Annotated in this window: 12 protein-coding genes, 2 tRNA genes and 2 rRNA genes; 6 read left to right on the top strand and 10 right to left on the bottom strand. The window is 52.7% G+C overall.

Translation table 11 applies throughout. The features are described 5' to 3' along the window. Positions 1 to 123 precede the first annotated feature (123 nt). Together fadE and KI228_RS05320 are read left to right on the top strand one after the other, a co-directional pair. A complete protein-coding gene (gene fadE, locus KI228_RS05325) occupies positions 124 to 2,568 on the top strand; it encodes an acyl-CoA dehydrogenase FadE (RefSeq protein ID WP_042997831.1) in 2,445 nt (814 codons plus the stop codon). A gap of 109 nt (positions 2,569 to 2,677) precedes the next feature. Next, entirely contained in the window at positions 2,678 to 3,448 is a 771-nt protein-coding gene (locus KI228_RS05320; protein WP_061070498.1) for an amidohydrolase, read from the top strand. 62 nt (positions 3,449 to 3,510) lie between these two features. On the opposite strand, the gene KI228_RS05315 is transcribed toward KI228_RS05320, so the two are convergent. Together KI228_RS05315 and dnaQ are read right to left on the bottom strand one after the other, a co-directional pair. Beyond that, a tRNA-Asp gene (locus tag KI228_RS05315) sits at positions 3,511 to 3,587 on the bottom strand. Between the two features lie 133 nt (positions 3,588 to 3,720). Next, positions 3,721 to 4,449, bottom strand: coding sequence for a DNA polymerase III subunit epsilon (gene dnaQ, locus KI228_RS05310; RefSeq protein WP_044258800.1), 729 nt, complete (start codon positions 4,447 to 4,449; stop codon positions 3,721 to 3,723). A gap of 64 nt (positions 4,450 to 4,513) precedes the next feature. On the opposite strand from dnaQ, the gene rnhA reads away from it, so the two are divergent. After that, positions 4,514 to 4,981 carry a ribonuclease HI gene (gene rnhA / locus KI228_RS05305; protein ID WP_042997834.1) on the top strand — a complete coding sequence of 156 codons (468 nt, stop codon included), beginning with the start codon at positions 4,514 to 4,516 and terminating at the stop codon, positions 4,979 to 4,981. Here rnhA and KI228_RS05300 read toward each other — a convergent pair. Continuing rightward, positions 4,978 to 5,700, bottom strand: a complete 723-nt coding sequence (locus tag KI228_RS05300; RefSeq protein ID WP_044265108.1) for a class I SAM-dependent methyltransferase — start codon at positions 5,698 to 5,700, stop codon at positions 4,978 to 4,980. The two genes, rnhA and KI228_RS05300, sit on opposite strands and share 4 nt — an antisense overlap. A gap of 37 nt (positions 5,701 to 5,737) precedes the next feature. Between KI228_RS05300 and gloB the strand changes: the two genes are divergently transcribed. Both gloB and mltD read left to right on the top strand, forming a co-directional pair. Beyond that, positions 5,738 to 6,493 (top strand): hydroxyacylglutathione hydrolase, encoded by a 756-nt coding sequence (gloB, locus tag KI228_RS05295; protein WP_044258798.1) that lies wholly within the window; start codon positions 5,738 to 5,740, stop codon positions 6,491 to 6,493. Positions 6,494 to 6,564: 71 nt separating this feature from the next. Next, positions 6,565 to 7,932, top strand: a complete 1,368-nt coding sequence (gene mltD, locus KI228_RS05290) for a murein transglycosylase D (protein WP_042997837.1) — start codon at positions 6,565 to 6,567, stop codon at positions 7,930 to 7,932. A gap of 48 nt (positions 7,933 to 7,980) precedes the next feature. Here the strand turns inward: mltD and KI228_RS05285 are convergent, their stop codons facing one another. The 3 genes from KI228_RS05285 to KI228_RS05275 form a co-directional block, all read right to left on the bottom strand. Then, complete coding sequence (locus tag KI228_RS05285) at positions 7,981 to 8,751, bottom strand: class I SAM-dependent methyltransferase (RefSeq protein WP_054177343.1); 771 nt, start codon at positions 8,749 to 8,751, stop codon at positions 7,981 to 7,983. A gap of 77 nt (positions 8,752 to 8,828) precedes the next feature. Further along, complete coding sequence (locus KI228_RS05280) at positions 8,829 to 9,629, bottom strand: endonuclease/exonuclease/phosphatase family protein (protein ID WP_042997839.1); 801 nt, start codon at positions 9,627 to 9,629, stop codon at positions 8,829 to 8,831. A gap of 131 nt (positions 9,630 to 9,760) precedes the next feature. Next, positions 9,761 to 10,939, bottom strand: a complete 1,179-nt coding sequence (locus tag KI228_RS05275) for an MFS transporter (protein ID WP_061070499.1) — start codon at positions 10,937 to 10,939, stop codon at positions 9,761 to 9,763. A 104-nt stretch (positions 10,940 to 11,043) separates the two neighbouring features. On the opposite strand from KI228_RS05275, the gene yafC reads away from it, so the two are divergent. Further along, positions 11,044 to 11,958 (top strand): DNA-binding transcriptional regulator YafC, encoded by a 915-nt coding sequence (yafC, locus tag KI228_RS05270; protein WP_044258795.1) that lies wholly within the window; start codon positions 11,044 to 11,046, stop codon positions 11,956 to 11,958. A gap of 21 nt (positions 11,959 to 11,979) precedes the next feature. Here the strand turns inward: yafC and dkgB are convergent, their stop codons facing one another. The 4 genes from dkgB to KI228_RS05250 form a co-directional block, all read right to left on the bottom strand. Further along, entirely contained in the window at positions 11,980 to 12,783 is an 804-nt protein-coding gene (gene dkgB / locus KI228_RS05265) for a 2,5-didehydrogluconate reductase DkgB (protein WP_061070500.1), read from the bottom strand. A 164-nt stretch (positions 12,784 to 12,947) separates the two neighbouring features. Continuing rightward, a tRNA-Asp gene (locus KI228_RS05260) sits at positions 12,948 to 13,024 on the bottom strand. 54 nt (positions 13,025 to 13,078) lie between these two features. Then, positions 13,079 to 13,194 (bottom strand): 5S ribosomal RNA (gene rrf / locus KI228_RS05255). A 96-nt stretch (positions 13,195 to 13,290) separates the two neighbouring features. Beyond that, positions 13,291 to 16,197: ribosomal RNA gene (locus KI228_RS05250) — 23S ribosomal RNA — on the bottom strand. Between the last annotated feature and the right edge of the window lie 83 nt (positions 16,198 to 16,280).

Below are 16,280 nucleotides of genomic sequence, written 5' to 3'. Positions count from 1 at the left end.
ATCGGCAACAATGTGAGCTTTGTTGTAATTATTTTGTAAACACATTGCTAAAAGAATTCACATCCACTACAACCATATCATCACAAGTGGTCAGACCTCCTACAAGCAAGGGAGCTTTTCGTTATGATGATTTTGAGTATTCTCGCTACGATTGTTCTGCTCGGCGCGCTGTTTTATCACCGCGTGAGCCTGTTCCTCAGCAGCCTGATTCTGCTCGCATGGACGGCCGCGCTTGGCGTGGCCGGACTGTGGAATATCTGGCTGCTGGTTCCGCTGGCCATTCTCCTCGTCCCGTTCAATGTGACGCCGATGCGTAAATCGATGATCTCCGCGCCGGTGTTCCGTGGCTTCCGTAAGGTGATGCCGCCGATGTCACGTACGGAGAAAGAAGCGATTGATGCCGGTACCACCTGGTGGGAAGGCGATCTGTTTCAGGGCAATCCGGACTGGAAAAAACTGCACAACTATCCGCAGCCGCGTCTGACCGCCGAAGAGCAGGCGTTCATCGACGGCCCGGTGGAAGAAGCGTGCCGCATGGCGAACGACTTCCAGATCACCCACGAGCTGGCCGATCTCCCGCCGGAACTGTGGGCGTTTTTGAAAGAACATCGCTTCTTCGCGATGATCATTAAGAAAGAGTACGGCGGGCTGGAATTCTCCGCTTACGCCCAGTCTCGCGTGCTGCAAAAACTTTCTGGCGTCTCCGGGATCCTGGCGATTACCGTGGGCGTGCCGAACTCCTTAGGCCCAGGCGAGCTGCTGCAACATTACGGTACACAAGAGCAGAAAGACCATTACCTGCCTCGTCTGGCGCGTGGTCAGGAGATCCCTTGCTTTGCGCTGACCAGCCCGGAAGCGGGTTCTGATGCGGGCGCCATTCCGGATACCGGTATTGTTTGTATGGGCGAATGGCAAGGCCAGCAGGTGCTGGGGATGCGTTTGACCTGGAACAAGCGTTATATCACCCTCGCGCCTATCGCCACCGTCCTGGGACTGGCATTTAAACTTTCTGACCCGGATAAGCTGCTGGGCGGCGAAGAAGAACTGGGGATCACCTGCGCGTTAATCCCAACCTCGACGCCGGGCGTGGAAATTGGTCGTCGTCACTTCCCGCTGAACGTCCCGTTCCAGAACGGTCCGACTCGCGGTAACGATGTATTTGTTCCGATCGATTACATCATCGGCGGCCCGAAAATGGCCGGTCAGGGCTGGCGTATGCTGGTGGAATGTCTGTCGGTGGGCCGCGGGATTACCCTGCCGTCTAACTCGACCGGCGGCGTAAAATCCGTTGCGATGGCTACCGGTGCTTATGCCCACATTCGTCGTCAGTTCAAAATCTCTATCGGTAAAATGGAAGGGATTGAAGAACCGCTGGCACGCATTGCCGGTAACGCCTACGTAATGGATGCCGCTGCGTCCCTCATCACCTACGGCATTATGCTCGGTGAGAAACCGGCAGTGCTGTCGGCAATCGTCAAGTATCACTGTACTCATCGTGGTCAGCAGTCAATTATTGACGCGATGGATATCACCGGTGGCAAGGGCATTATGCTGGGCGAAGGTAATTTCCTGGCGCGGGCCTATCAGGGCGCGCCGATCGCCATCACCGTGGAAGGCGCGAACATTCTGACCCGTAGCATGATGATCTTCGGTCAGGGGGCAATTCGCTGCCATCCGTATGTCCTCGAAGAGATGGCGGCCGCACAGAATAACGATGTGAATGCGTTCGACAAACTCCTGTTTAAACATATCGGCCACGTCGGCAGCAACAAAGTGCGCAGCTTCTGGTTGGGTCTGACGCGTGGTTTAACCAGCCAAACGCCCACCCGCGATGCGACGAAGCGTTATTATCAGCATCTTAACCGCCTGAGCGCGAACCTGGCGCTACTCTCTGACGTGTCGATGGCTGTGCTGGGCGGAAGTCTCAAACGCCGCGAGCGCATATCTGCTCGTCTGGGTGATGTGTTGAGCCAGCTGTATCTGGCCTCTGCGGTTCTGAAACGTTACGACGACGAAGGCCGTCATGAAGCGGACCTGCCGCTGGTTCACTGGGGTGTGCAGGATGCACTGTATAAAGCGGAACAGGCAATCGACGATCTGCTGCAGAACTTCCCGAACCGCCTGGTGGCTGGCCTGCTGAACGTGGTGATCTTCCCGACCGGTCGTCACTACCTGGCCCCTTCCGATAAGCTGGATCATAAAGTCGCGAAGATATTGCAGGTACCGAGCGCCACCCGTGACCGTATCGGCCGTGGACAGTATCTGACGCCGAGCGAGCATAACCCGGTGGGATTACTGGAAGAAGCGCTGCTGGATGTGATGGCCGCCGACCCTATTCATCAGCGTATTTGCAAAGAGATTGGCAAAAACCTGCCGTTCACCCGTCTGGATGAACTGGCGCAAAATGCGCTGGCCAAAGGGCTCATTGATAAAGACGAAGCGGCGATTCTGGTCAAAGCGGAAGAAAGCCGACTGCGCAGCATCAATGTGGACGATTTTGAACCCGAGGAGCTGGCGACAAAGCCGGTAAAGCTGCCAGAGAAAGTGCGTAAAGTCGAAGCCGCGTAACGCTTACGCATGACCTTTTAGCCTCGCTTCGGCGGGGCTTTTTATCATCCGCGTTTCCTGAAATCACGTGCTACAGTGTCAGAATGCTGTTCAACAAGGAGACCCTACCGTGCCTGGTTTGAAAATTACGCTGCTGCAACAACCGCTGGTCTGGATGGATGGACCCGCCAATTTGCGTCACTTTGACCTTTTACTGGAACCGGTAATGGGGCGCGATCTCATCGTCTTACCCGAAATGTTCACCACGGGGTTTGCGATGGAGGCTGCCAGAGAAGCGCCCACTCAGGAGGAGGTGATTTCATGGATGCAAAAACAGGCGCAGCGAACAAACGCTCTGATTGCCGGTAGCGCCGCGCTTCAGACAGAACGTGGCGCGGTGAACCGTTTTTTACTGGTCGAGCCAGAAGGTAACGTGCACTTTTATGATAAACGCCACCTGTTTCGAATGGCTGACGAACATCATCATTACCAGCCAGGCAACCGCCGCGTGATCGTGGAATGGCGCGGGTGGCGCATTCTCCCGCAGGTCTGTTATGACCTGCGGTTTCCGGTATGGTCACGCAATTTGAATGATTATGATCTGGCGCTGTATGTCGCCAACTGGCCGGCGCCTCGTTCTCAGCACTGGCAGACGTTGCTGGCGGCTCGCGCGATTGAAAATCAGGTCTGGGTGGCTGGATGTAACCGCGTCGGCACCGACGGCAACGGGCATCACTATCGTGGCGACAGTCGGGTTATCAGTCCACAGGGCGAAATCATTGCGACAGCGGAAGCCCATCAGGCTACTCGCATTGACGCGGAACTTTCTTTGAGTGCGCTGAAAGCGTATCGGGAGACGTTTCCGGCCTGGCAGGATGCCGACCCGTTTATTCTGCGCTGATTTTTTGACGAGATAAAAACGACGAAAGCCTGAATCATTACTGACTCAGGCTTCCTGAATAGTGGCGGAACGGACGGGACTCGAACCCGCGACCCCCTGCGTGACAGGCAGGTATTCTAACCAACTGAACTACCGCTCCGCGATGTGTTCCACTTGGGAACGAAGCGCATATTACGGATTGCCAGACACCTCGTCAACGCTTTTTCTCACGTTTTTAATCGTTTGCTCTAAAAATCACCCGAGCGGCGGTTTTTACCCCATTTGCCGACTTTCTACGCCCGCCAGAGGCAACTTCCCCCTTTCTTTTCCACCAGGTCGAGGCGCGATTCATGGGCCGCCACTTCCTCATCGGTGGCGAAAACGACGCGTAGCCTGCTGGCCTGACGTACAAGCCGCTGGATCCCCGTATTGCCCTGCTGCTGGGTTTCCCCTTCCATCGAAAACGCCATCGTCGTCTGACCGCCGGTCATCATCAGATAAACATCAGCCAGAATCTGGGCATCGAGCAATGCGCCGTGCAGCGTACGCTTGCTGTTGTCTATCTCATAACGCGAGCACAATGCATCCAGGCTATTACGCTTGCCAGGGAACATCTTCCTCGCCAGCGCCAGACTATCGGTAACTTTACAGAAGGTATTGGTTTTCGGGATATCGCGGTTGAGCTTGCTGAACTCGTAGTCCATAAAGCCGATATCAAACGACGCGTTATGAATGACCAGTTCCGCCCCGCGGATATAATCGAGAAATTCATCCGCCACCTCGGCAAATGTCGGCTTGTCCAGCAGGAACTCATCCGCAATTCCGTGGACGCCGAACGCTTCCGGATCCACCAGCCTATCAGGCTTCAGATAGACATGGAAGTTATTCCCCGTCAGACGGCGGTTCACCACCTCTACAGCACCGATCTCAATGATCTTGTGCCCTTCGTAGTGCGCGCCGATCTGGTTCATACCGGTGGTTTCGGTATCGAGGACGATCTGTCGTGTAATTGCAGTGCTCATAGCGGTCATTTATGTCAGACTTGTCGTTTTACGGTTCGATTCAATTACAGGAAGTCTACCAGAGATGCTTAAACAGGTAGAAATTTTCACCGACGGTTCGTGCCTGGGCAATCCAGGTCCGGGCGGTTACGGGGCAATTTTACGCTATCGCGGGCGCGAAAAAACCTTTAATGAGGGCTATATCCTCACGACCAATAATCGCATGGAGCTGATGGCGGCGATCGTCGCCCTGGAAGCCCTGAAAGAACATTGTGAAGTCATTTTGAGCACTGACAGTCAGTATGTGCGCCAGGGGATCACCCAATGGATTCATAACTGGAAAAAACGCGGCTGGAAAACTGCCGACAAAAAACCGGTAAAAAATGTCGATCTCTGGAAGCGTCTTGATGCCGCTCTCGGGCAGCATCAGATCAAATGGGAGTGGGTAAAAGGCCATGCCGGCCATCCAGAAAACGAGCGTTGCGATGAGCTTGCCCGTGCCGCCGCCATGAATCCTACTCAGGAAGACGTTGGTTATCAGCCCGAAGCTTAAACGTCCGGCTTGCGATATTGCCGGGTCGCGCCAACGGCCTGCGGTATGCGCGCTTTCGCCTTGTTCTGTTTCATCGGATTGAGCGTAAGCGGAATCGTTCGCTTACGCGCCACAATCATCTGCATACAGCCCAGCGCAGGAAGGTGTGCACTCAACATCTTTCCTCCTTGCTTTTTCCACGGCAGGACGTGAAAACGGCTATAGTGCAGCACTTCAAAATTCAGCAGCGACAGCCAGTCCAGTTGGCGCATCAGCGTAAACATACGACTATTATAAGGCGACGATTTACGCAGTACCGGCACCAGCTTGCGCAGCCCCATCAGGCTCACCGGGTTGAATCCGCTCAGTACCAGCCAGCCATCATCAATGAGTACCCGATCGGCTTCACGTAACAAGCGGTGGGGATCGGCGCACCAGGGTAGCGTGTGCGCCAGTAGACAGACGTCGACCGATTTATCGGCAAAAGGGAGATGAAGCGGATCGGCCTGAACCTGAACCGGCGAGCCTTTGGCAGAAACGTTAACCTGATGCGAAACCGCACAGGCTTCCGAGTTGATTTCTGCACTTAAATTGCCCACCTTAAGCAGGTGAAAACCATACATTTTTGCAAACCACGGGTTAAGCTGTTTTTCCAGCGCCTCACGATAGTACTCTCCCCAGGGCAAATCGCTCCAGCGATCGGGTGCTACGACTGTTTGAGGGTTCCTTGCCGGTTTCATCACAACCATCCGTTATGCATAGACAGAGAGGTAATTTATGAATCTTAACAGTATTCCGGCGTTTCAGGACAATTACATCTGGGTTCTGAGTAATGATGAAGGACGTTGTCTGATCGTGGACCCGGGCGACGCCGCGCCGGTGTTAAAAGCGATTGCCGAAAACCAGTGGCAACCAGAGGCTATTCTACTCACTCATCATCATCAGGACCATGTGGGTGGCGTGAAAGAACTGGTACAGAACTTTCCTAAACTAGTGGTTTACGGACCAGCAGAGACACAAGATAAGGGGGTCACTCATATAGTCGAAGATGGCGATTCCGCCCTCATTTTGGGGCATGAATTTAGTATATTTGCTACACCCGGTCACACTTTAGGACATATCTGTTACTTTAGCCATCCTTATCTTTTCTGCGGAGATACGCTGTTTTCGGGTGGTTGTGGACGCCTGTTCGAAGGCACAGCGAGTCAGATGTATCAATCAGTTAAAAAAATATCCGCACTTCCAGACGATACACTCATTTGTTGCGCCCATGAGTATACTTTAGCAAATATGAAGTTTGCTCTGAGCATCCTGCCGCACGATTCGTTCATAAATGATTATTATCGTAAAGTTAATGAGTTACGGGTAAAAAAACAAATGACACTCCCCGTTATTCTGAAAAATGAGCGGCAAAATAATATTTTTTTGAGAACAGAAGATATTGATTTAATTAATGAAATTAACAAAGAAACAATATTGCAACACCCTGAAGAGCGATTTGCCTGGTTAAGGTCAAAGAAAGACAGCTTCTGATAATTGCAGGTTGCCTTTTCAAAACTTCGCCGTTATGATCGGTCGTCTTTTAAGCAACTATTGACACACACATGAAGGCAAAAGCGATCTTACTCGCCTCTGTCCTGCTCGTGGGTTGCCAGTCGTCTCAAAACGCCGGTAATGTCCAACAGCACGCACAGAGCCTTTCTGCAGCTGGTCAAGGGGAAGCAGGAAAGTTTACGAGTCAGGCTCGATGGATGGACGATGGGACGTCCCTCGCGCCGGATCAAGACTTGTGGGCTTTCATTGGCGACGAGCTAAAGATGGGAATTCCGGAAAACGACCGGATTCGCGAACAAAAACAGAAATATTTACGCAATAAGAGCTATCTCCACGATGTAACTTTACGGGCAGAGCCGTATATGTACTGGATAGCCGGGCAAGTTAAGAAACGTAACATGCCAATGGAACTGGTACTACTACCCATAGTGGAGAGCGCTTTTGATCCTCATGCGACGTCTGGCGCCAATGCCGCAGGCATCTGGCAGATCATTCCGAGCACGGGGCGCAATTATGGTTTAAAACAGACCCGCAGTTATGACGCGCGTCGCGATGTGGTGGCTTCCACAACCGCAGCGCTCGACATGATGCAACGTCTGAACAAAATGTTTGACGGCGACTGGCTGCTGACCGTTGCGGCTTATAATAGCGGTGAAGGTCGGGTCATGAAGGCGATTAAAACGAACAAAGCGCGTGGGAAATCCACCGACTTCTGGTCGTTGCCGTTGCCTCAGGAAACGAAGCTGTACGTGCCAAAAATGCTGGCCCTGAGTGATATTCTCAAGAACAGCAAACGTTATGGCGTACGTCTGCCAACCACAGACGAAAGTCGTGCACTGGCGCGTGTTCGTTTAAGCAGTCCGGTTGAAATGGCGCAGGTTGCCGATATGGCGGGGATTCCCGTCAGCAAGCTGAAGACCTTTAATGCTGGTGTGAAAGGCTCCACGCTGGGCGCAAGCGGTCCGCAATACGTAATGGTACCAAAGAAGCATGCAGAGAAACTGCGTGAATCTCTGGCCTCTGGCGAAATTGCTGCCGTACAGTCCACTCTGGTGGCTGATAACACCCCGCTGAACAGTCGTAGTTACACCGTTCGCTCTGGCGATACGCTTTCAGGCATTGCTTCACGTCTCGGCGTGAGCACGAAGGATCTGCAGCAGTGGAATAAGCTGCGTGGTTCAACGCTGAAAGTGGGCCAAAGTCTGACGGTGGGTGCCGGTAACAGTGCACAGCAACTGGCTAAAAACAGCGACAGCATTACCTATCGTGTACGTAAGGGCGATTCGCTTTCGAGCATTGCTAAACGTCACGGCGTTAACATCAAAGATGTCATGCGCTGGAACAACGATACGGACAATCTGAAGCCCGGCGATCAACTGACGTTGTTTGTGAAAAACAACAACACGCCAGACTCCTGATAGCTCACAATATTAAAAGGCACCGATTTCCCCCGGTGCCTTTTTTCTTTATGCCGCTTTGTGCGCTTCGGCCATGATGGTATCGCTGGTAAACGATCCCTCGTCCTGTAAAGCGAAGTAAGCTTTCACCTCCGCAGAGGCGCTTACCTGATACAGACGAATCGCATCTACCAGTTCAGCGGGCGTGCGCATTCTCGTCACCCATGAACTAAACTCCAGCGGCAAACGGTCGGTTATCAACGAATCAACAATCAGGTTTGCATCATTCATCAGCGCCAGCCATTCGCCGCTGGAATAGTTGCGAACGTGCGAGGTGTCGCGCAATGCCTCCACCGTCTGTAACCAGATATCGCGGACCGGATGCCCTGGGGACATGACATCCATAATAATCAGGACACCGCCCGGTTTTAATACCCGATTAACTTCGCGCAGCGCTCTGCCCACATCATGCCAGTGATGCGCGGAATAACGACTGATAACAACGTCAAAGACAGCATCCTCAAACGGCAGGCTTTCGGCATAGCCCTGCCTGGTGGTGATGTTGGCTAATCCCTTCTCTTTTGCCGCCTGCGCCACAACGTCAAGCATCTGCGAAGATAAATCGTAAGCCACCACTTGTTTCACATTCTGCGCGGCGATAAAGCTTGCATGCCCGGCGCCACAGCCCATATCCAGTACGCTGGCATGAGGGAACGCAGACAGACGCTCAGCCAGACGCTGCAAGTCGCGACCGGTTGCATGCACGGCACTGGTTAAATAGGCATTCGCCTGGGAGCCAAACTGCTTTTCGACGTTATCGTGGTGGGAGTGTGTTGTCATTATGCTGTCCTTTGGTTGTTTGCAAGATAAAGGGCAGCACCACTACAGGTCTGCCCCAACGGCAGACCTGACACACCTTACTGCACAGGTTTGCCGGGACTGAATTCAACGAGTAGCGGATTGTGATCGGATGCGCGTGTGACCAGTACTGAAGCCTCACTGACGTTCAGACCACGATAAAAGACAAAATCCAGGGGGCGACCAAACGCGCGACGGCGCTGATCGTCAGTAAAACGAACCTGGCGCAACGACATTTCGCGCGCGAAGCGATACAGCGCATTCATGCGGCGTCGGCTCCAGGCATTAAAATCTCCGGCCATAATCACCGGGCCACTGTGATGCGCAATCTGGTCACCGATTGGAAGTAACTGCTTACTATACACATCGACCCCCAGACTAAAGTTAACCGCATGGATATTAACGACCATCAACAGTCGCGTATCGGGCAACGGATAGACGGTAACCAGCGCCGATTTTGCCAGGCGCAGGATAGGCTCTCGCTCACGAAGTGGGCAACAGTATACGGGATGCGCGGATGAGAGCGTCATCACCCCTGACGGATGCTGTGGCAGAACAAATGCCGGCACCTGATCGGCCGCCAGGTAATTCGCCGTCGCAAACTTCACCAGCTCCGGCGTCGTTTGCGCTTCCTGTAACAACACCAGGTGCGCATCTTTGCCAAAATTCTTCAGCACCGAAAGCCATTCCGCTCGCTGCTGCTTAAAGATATTCCACACCAGGATACGGATCCGATCTTCACTGCTTAACGGCGCCCCGGCGGGTAATGCCTGGCCGATGCTCGAAAATGACCCGGGCGGCAAAATCCGCTCAGCGGGTTGTCCGGCAACATAGCGCATGGCATAGGTGTTTTTTCGCACTTTTGACTTTCAAACCTCTGTAACGTCAACCAGCCCGGTGCCGGACTGGTTCTTCTGTTATAGGGATTTTAGCTCACACTTTCAACGACCAATTGCAGATTGTTTTGTAAGCACACACTTACATCAAGTACTTAACCCAGCACGGCTACGCGTGCGGGTTTATCCAGTCGACCACTAATCCCCATCAACAGGAAGGCTCCCAACACAATCAATGCCCCAATCCACGGTGTTTGCGTCAGGCCGAAGTGCTCCACCGTCTGTCCGCCGACAACAGAACCGATCGCAATCCCGATGTTAAAAGCCGCGATGTTGAGGCCGGATGCCACATCTACCGCATTCGGCGTAAATTGTTCGGCTTTTTGCACCACATAGACCTGCAAACCCGGTACATTGCCGAAAGCAAAGATCCCCATCACCAGTACCGTTGCCAGCGCGGCGTAATGCATAGTGGCGGTAAACTGAAAGACGAGCAATAGTACAAACAGTGCGGCGAAAATAAACTTCAGCGCAGGCACCGCCCCATGTTTATCCGCCAGTTTTCCGCCCCAGATGTTACCTACCGCGACGGATACGCCATAGCCTAATAAGATCCAACTCACTGCGGCAGGCGAGAAACCCGCCAGATCCTGCATCATCGGCGCCAGAAAGGTAAATGCGGTAAAGACGCCGCCGTAGCCCAATGCCGTGATCGCATAGATGATCAACAAGCGTGGATGCGTTAAGACACTCAACTGGTCACGCAGCGTCGCCGCGGCGCGTCCCGGAATGTTCGCCGGAATGAGCCACTGACTGCTGATCAGCGCAATCACGCCCAACACAGAAACGGCCAGAAAGGTTTCGCGCCAGCCAAAATACTGACCGATGAACGTCCCCAGAGGAACCCCGGTCATCAGAGCAACCGTCAGACCACCAAACATGATGGCAATGGCAGAAGCCGCTTTTTCTTTTGCTACCAGACTGGTGGCAATGGTGGAGCCAATCGAGAAGAACACGCCATGAGCCAGACCGGTCAGTAAACGGGCCGCAATCAGCGTCATATAGCCAGGAGCCTGCCATGCCAGCAGGTTGCCCGCCGTGAACAGGACCATCAGCGCAACCAACAACGGCTTACGCGGCAGACGTCCAGTCAATGCCGTCAGTACTGGCGCGCCAATCGCCACGCCGAGAGCATAGATGGAAACCAACATCCCCGCAGAAGGCAGAGAAATGGCCAGTTGTTCGGCAATTGTCGGCACCAGGCCTACAATCACAAATTCGGTTGTGCCAATAGCAAAAGCACTTATTGTCAGCGCAAATAACGCGAGAGGCATAAATCGCTCCATATCATCAGTATTCGGATGACACGCAGTATGCCGGAATGGTTTAATAACAAAAATATCCAAAATCTCAATACAATTTTGCTTCGGGTGCAAAAATGAAAGCAACTTCAGAAGAACTCGCCATTTTTGTTTCAGTGGTAGAAAGCGGAAGTTTCAGCCGGGCGGCAGAACAGTTAGGTCAGGCAAACTCAGCGGTAAGCCGGGCAGTAAAAAAGCTGGAAATGAAGCTTGGCGTGAGTTTACTCAACCGCACAACCCGGCAGCTCAGCCTGACAGAAGAAGGTGAACGCTATTTTCGCCGCGTCCAGTCTTTGTTGCAGGAGATGGCGGCGGCAGAAACGGAAATCATGGAGACACGCAGCACTCCACGCGGGGTGCTCCGTATCGATGCCGCCACGCCGGTGATGCTGCATTTTCTGATGCCGTTGATAAAGCCTTTCCGCGAACGTTACCCGGAAATTACGCTTTCTCTTGTTTCCTCTGAAACCTTTATCAATTTGATCGAGAGAAAAGTGGATATTGCAATCCGTGCAGGCACATTGACGGATTCCAGTCTCCGCGCCCGACCGCTCTTTAACAGCTATCGGAAGATTATTGCCTCGCCGGACTATCTTGAACGATACGGGAAGCCGGAAACAGTGGAAGAGCTAAAAGCACACCTGTGCCTGGGTTTCACCGAACCCGTATCCCTCAACACCTGGCCTATCGCTTGTAGCGATGGGCAACTTCACGAGATTGTCTGTGGAATTTCGTCAAACAGCGGCGAAACGCTTAAACAGCTCTGCCTCAGCGGAAACGGCATTGCCTGCCTGTCGGACTACATGATTGATCGGGAAATTGCGCGAGGTGAACTGGTGGAGCTGATGGCCGATAAACGCCTGCCGGTAGAGATGCCGTTCAGCGCCGTCTATTACAGCGATCGTGCCGTGAGTACGCGTATTCGGGCATTTATCGATTTTCTGAGTGAATATATAAGAACAGCTCCCGGAGGAGCTGTTAAAGAGGGTTAAAGGCATTCAGGGGTTAACGCATTAATCCCACTGCGGAGCCAGTCCTTCCGGGCTTACCAGGCGATTGTTGCAATCCAGAGCAGCGATCGCTTTTTTATCTTCGGCATCTAACGTTAGATCCAGCGCCAACAGGTTGCTTGCCAGGTTTTCTCGCTTAGTGGAAGAAGGAATGACCGAGTAACCTTCATCCATCGCCCATGCCAGGATCACCTGAGCTGCGGTGGCATTGTGTTTCGCCGCGATGCGGGTAATCACTTCATCTTTCAGAGCCTTACCATATGCAAGCGTCATGTAAGACGTGATGTGAATACCGTGTGCTTTCGCCCAGTCAACCACTTTGCCGTTTTGCAGGTAAGGAGACAGTTCAATCTGGTTAGTCGCGATATTTTCAGCACCGACCGCTGCAATGGCTTTTTCCATCAGCGGGATAGTGAAGTTAGAGATACCGATTTCACGCGTCAGTCCCTGCTTTTTCGCTTCCAGCAGCGCCTGCATGAATTCCTCAACCGATACAGCATCATTTGGTGATGGCCAATGGATCAGCGTCAGATCAACATAATCAGTACGCAGTTTTTTCAGGCTCTCTTTCAGGCTAGGGATCAGCTTGTCTTTGCTCAGATTCTCAATCCAGATCTTGGTCGTAATGTACAACTCATTGCGCGGAACGCCGCTCTCTGCAATTGCCTGGCCAACTGCGGCTTCATTATCATAGATTTGTGCAGTATCGACAGCACGGTAACCGAGCGCCAGAGCCGATTTTACGGATGCAATAACAACATCGTCCTTAAGACGGAAGGTACCTAAACCGAATGCTGGGATAGTCATAATAATTCCTCTTTGATTCATCATGTTCGTTAACTGAGAGGATTATGACGTTTTGCGTTTTGTTGAAAAAGAGCGAAAAATGCAGAGGATTTTTGCGTTTTTAGCAACAATTAGATTTAAGGCAAAGAAAAAGCCCTGAGTGTTAACTCAGGGCTCTTAATAAGTGGCGGAACGGACGGGACTCGAACCCGCGACCCCCTGCGTGACAGGCAGGTATTCTAACCAACTGAACTACCGCTCCACCGAATTTTTCTACAACCACTGATTTTTACATCAGTTTACTGCTTAATTTGATGCCTGGCAGTTCCCTACTCTCGCATGGGGAGACCCCACACTACCATCGGCGCTACGGCGTTTCACTTCTGAGTTCGGCATGGGGTCAGGTGGGACCACCGCGCTACAGCCGCCAGGCAAATTCTGTTTATTAACCCGCCTTTCGCCGGTTAATCTAATCTGTAATCACGCTGAAAATTTTCTCTCAATCCGCCAAAACAGCTTCGGCGTTGTAAGGTTAAGCCTCACGGTTCATTAGTACCGGTTAGCTCAACGCATCGCTGCGCTTACACACCCGGCCTATCAACGTCGTCGTCTTCAACGTTCCTTCAGGACCCTTAAAGGGTCAGGGAGAACTCATCTCGGGGCAAGTTTCGTGCTTAGATGCTTTCAGCACTTATCTCTTCCGCATTTAGCTACCGGGCAGTGCCATTGGCATGACAACCCGAACACCAGTGATGCGTCCACTCCGGTCCTCTCGTACTAGGAGCAGCCCCCCTCAATTCTCCAGCGCCCACGGCAGATAGGGACCGAACTGTCTCACGACGTTCTAAACCCAGCTCGCGTACCACTTTAAATGGCGAACAGCCATACCCTTGGGACCTACTTCAGCCCCAGGATGTGATGAGCCGACATCGAGGTGCCAAACACCGCCGTCGATATGAACTCTTGGGCGGTATCAGCCTGTTATCCCCGGAGTACCTTTTATCCGTTGAGCGATGGCCCTTCCATTCAGAACCACCGGATCACTAAGACCTGCTTTCGCACCTGCTCGCGCCGTCACGCTCGCAGTCAAGCTAGCTTATGCCTTTGCACTAACCTCCTGATGTCCGACCAGGATTAGCTAACCTTCGTGCTCCTCCGTTACTCTTTAGGAGGAGACCGCCCCAGTCAAACTACCCACCAGACACTGTCCGCAACCCGGATTACGGGCCCACGTTAGAACACCAGCCATTAAAGGGTGGTATTTCAAGGACGGCTCCACACGAACTGGCGTCCGCGCTTCAAAGCCTCCCACCTATCCTACACATCAAGGACCAGTGTTCAGTGTCAAGCTATAGTAAAGGTTCACGGGGTCTTTCCGTCTTGCCGCGGGTACACTGCATCTTCACAGCGAGTTCAATTTCACTGAGTCTCGGGTGGAGACAGCCTGGCCATCATTACGCCATTCGTGCAGGTCGGAACTTACCCGACAAGGAATTTCGCTACCTTAGGACCGTTATAGTTACGGCCGCCGTTTACCGGGGCTTCGATCAAGAGCTTCTCCTTACGGATAACCCCATCAATTAACCTTCCGGCACCGGGCAGGCGTCACACCGTATACGTCCACTTTCGTGTTTGCACAGTGCTGTGTTTTTAATAAACAGTTGCAGCCAGCTGGTATCTTCGACTGATTTCAGCTCCACGAGTAAATCGCTTCACCTACATATCAGCGTGCCTTCTCCCGAAGTTACGGCACCATTTTGCCTAGTTCCTTCACCCGAGTTCTCTCAAGCGCCTTGGTATTCTCTACCTGACCACCTGTGTCGGTTTGGGGTACGATCTGATGTTACCTGATGCTTAGAGGCTTTTCCTGGAAGCAGGGCATTTGTCACTTCAGCACCGTAGTGCCTCGTCATCACGCCTCAGTGTTAAAGTGAACCGGATTTACCTGGAACACACACCTACACGCTTAAACCGGGACAACCGTCGCCCGGCCAACATAGCCTTCTCCGTCCCCCCTTCGCAGTAACACCTGGTACAGGAATATTAACCTGTTTCCCATCGACTACGCCTTTCGGCCTCGCCTTAGGGGTCGACTCACCCTGCCCCGATTAACGTTGGACAGGAACCCTTGGTCTTCCGGCGAGCGGGCTTTTCACCCGCTTTATCGTTACTTATGTCAGCATTCGCACTTCTGATACCTCCAGCATGCCTCACAGCACACCTTCACAGGCTTACAGAACGCTCCCCTACCCAACAACACTTAGTGTCGCTGCCGCAGCTTCGGTGCATGGTTTAGCCCCGTTACATCTTCCGCGCAGGCCGACTCGACCAGTGAGCTATTACGCTTTCTTTAAATGATGGCTGCTTCTAAGCCAACATCCTGGCTGTCTGAGCCTTCCCACATCGTTTCCCACTTAACCATGACTTTGGGACCTTAGCTGGCGGTCTGGGTTGTTTCCCTCTTCACGACGGACGTTAGCACCCGCCGTGTGTCTCCCGTGATAACATTCTCCGGTATTCGCAGTTTGCATCGGGTTGGTAAGCCGGGATGGCCCCCTAGCCGAAACAGTGCTCTACCCCCGGAGATGAATTCACGAGGCGCTACCTAAATAGCTTTCGGGGAGAACCAGCTATCTCCCGGTTTGATTGGCCTTTCACCCCCAGCCACAAGTCATCCGCTAATTTTTCAACATTAGTCGGTTCGGTCCTCCAGTTAGTGTTACCCAACCTTCAACCTGCCCATGGCTAGATCACCGGGTTTCGGGTCTATACCCTGCAACTTAACGCCCAGTTAAGACTCGGTTTCCCTTCGGCTCCCCTATTCGGTTAACCTTGCTACAGAATATAAGTCGCTGACCCATTATACAAAAGGTACGCAGTCACCCCATTAAAGAGGCTCCCACTGCTTGTACGTACACGGTTTCAGGTTCTTTTTCACTCCCCTCGCCGGGGTTCTTTTCGCCTTTCCCTCACGGTACTGGTTCACTATCGGTCAGTCAGGAGTATTTAGCCTTGGAGGATGGTCCCCCCATATTCAGACAGGATACCACGTGTCCCGCCCTACTCATCGAGCTCACAACACATGCAATTTTGTGTACGGGGCTGTCACCCTGTATCGCCGGCCTTTCCAGACCGTTCCACTACCACACATGCTGATTCAGGCTCTGGGCTGCTCCCCGTTCGCTCGCCGCTACTGGGGGAATCTCGGTTGATTTCTTTTCCTCGGGGTACTTAGATGTTTCAGTTCCCCCGGTTCGCCTCGTTAACCTATGGATTCAGTTAACGATAGTGCAACGAATTGCACTGGGTTTCCCCATTCGGACATCGCCGGTTATAACGGTTCATATCACCTTACCGACGCTTTTCGCAGATTAGCACGTCCTTCATCGCCTCTGACTGCCAGGGCATCCACCGTGTACGCTTAGTCGCTTAACCTCACAACCCGAAGATGTTTCACCTCTGATTGCGAAAATTTGAGAGACTCGAACACACCATTAACAGTGTGTCGTTTCAATTTT

This window comes from Citrobacter amalonaticus (assembly GCF_018323885.1).
In the GTDB taxonomy this organism is placed as follows: Bacteria; Pseudomonadota; Gammaproteobacteria; order Enterobacterales; family Enterobacteriaceae; genus Citrobacter_A; species Citrobacter_A amalonaticus.
This window is presented reverse-complemented; position numbering and strand designations above follow the sequence as displayed.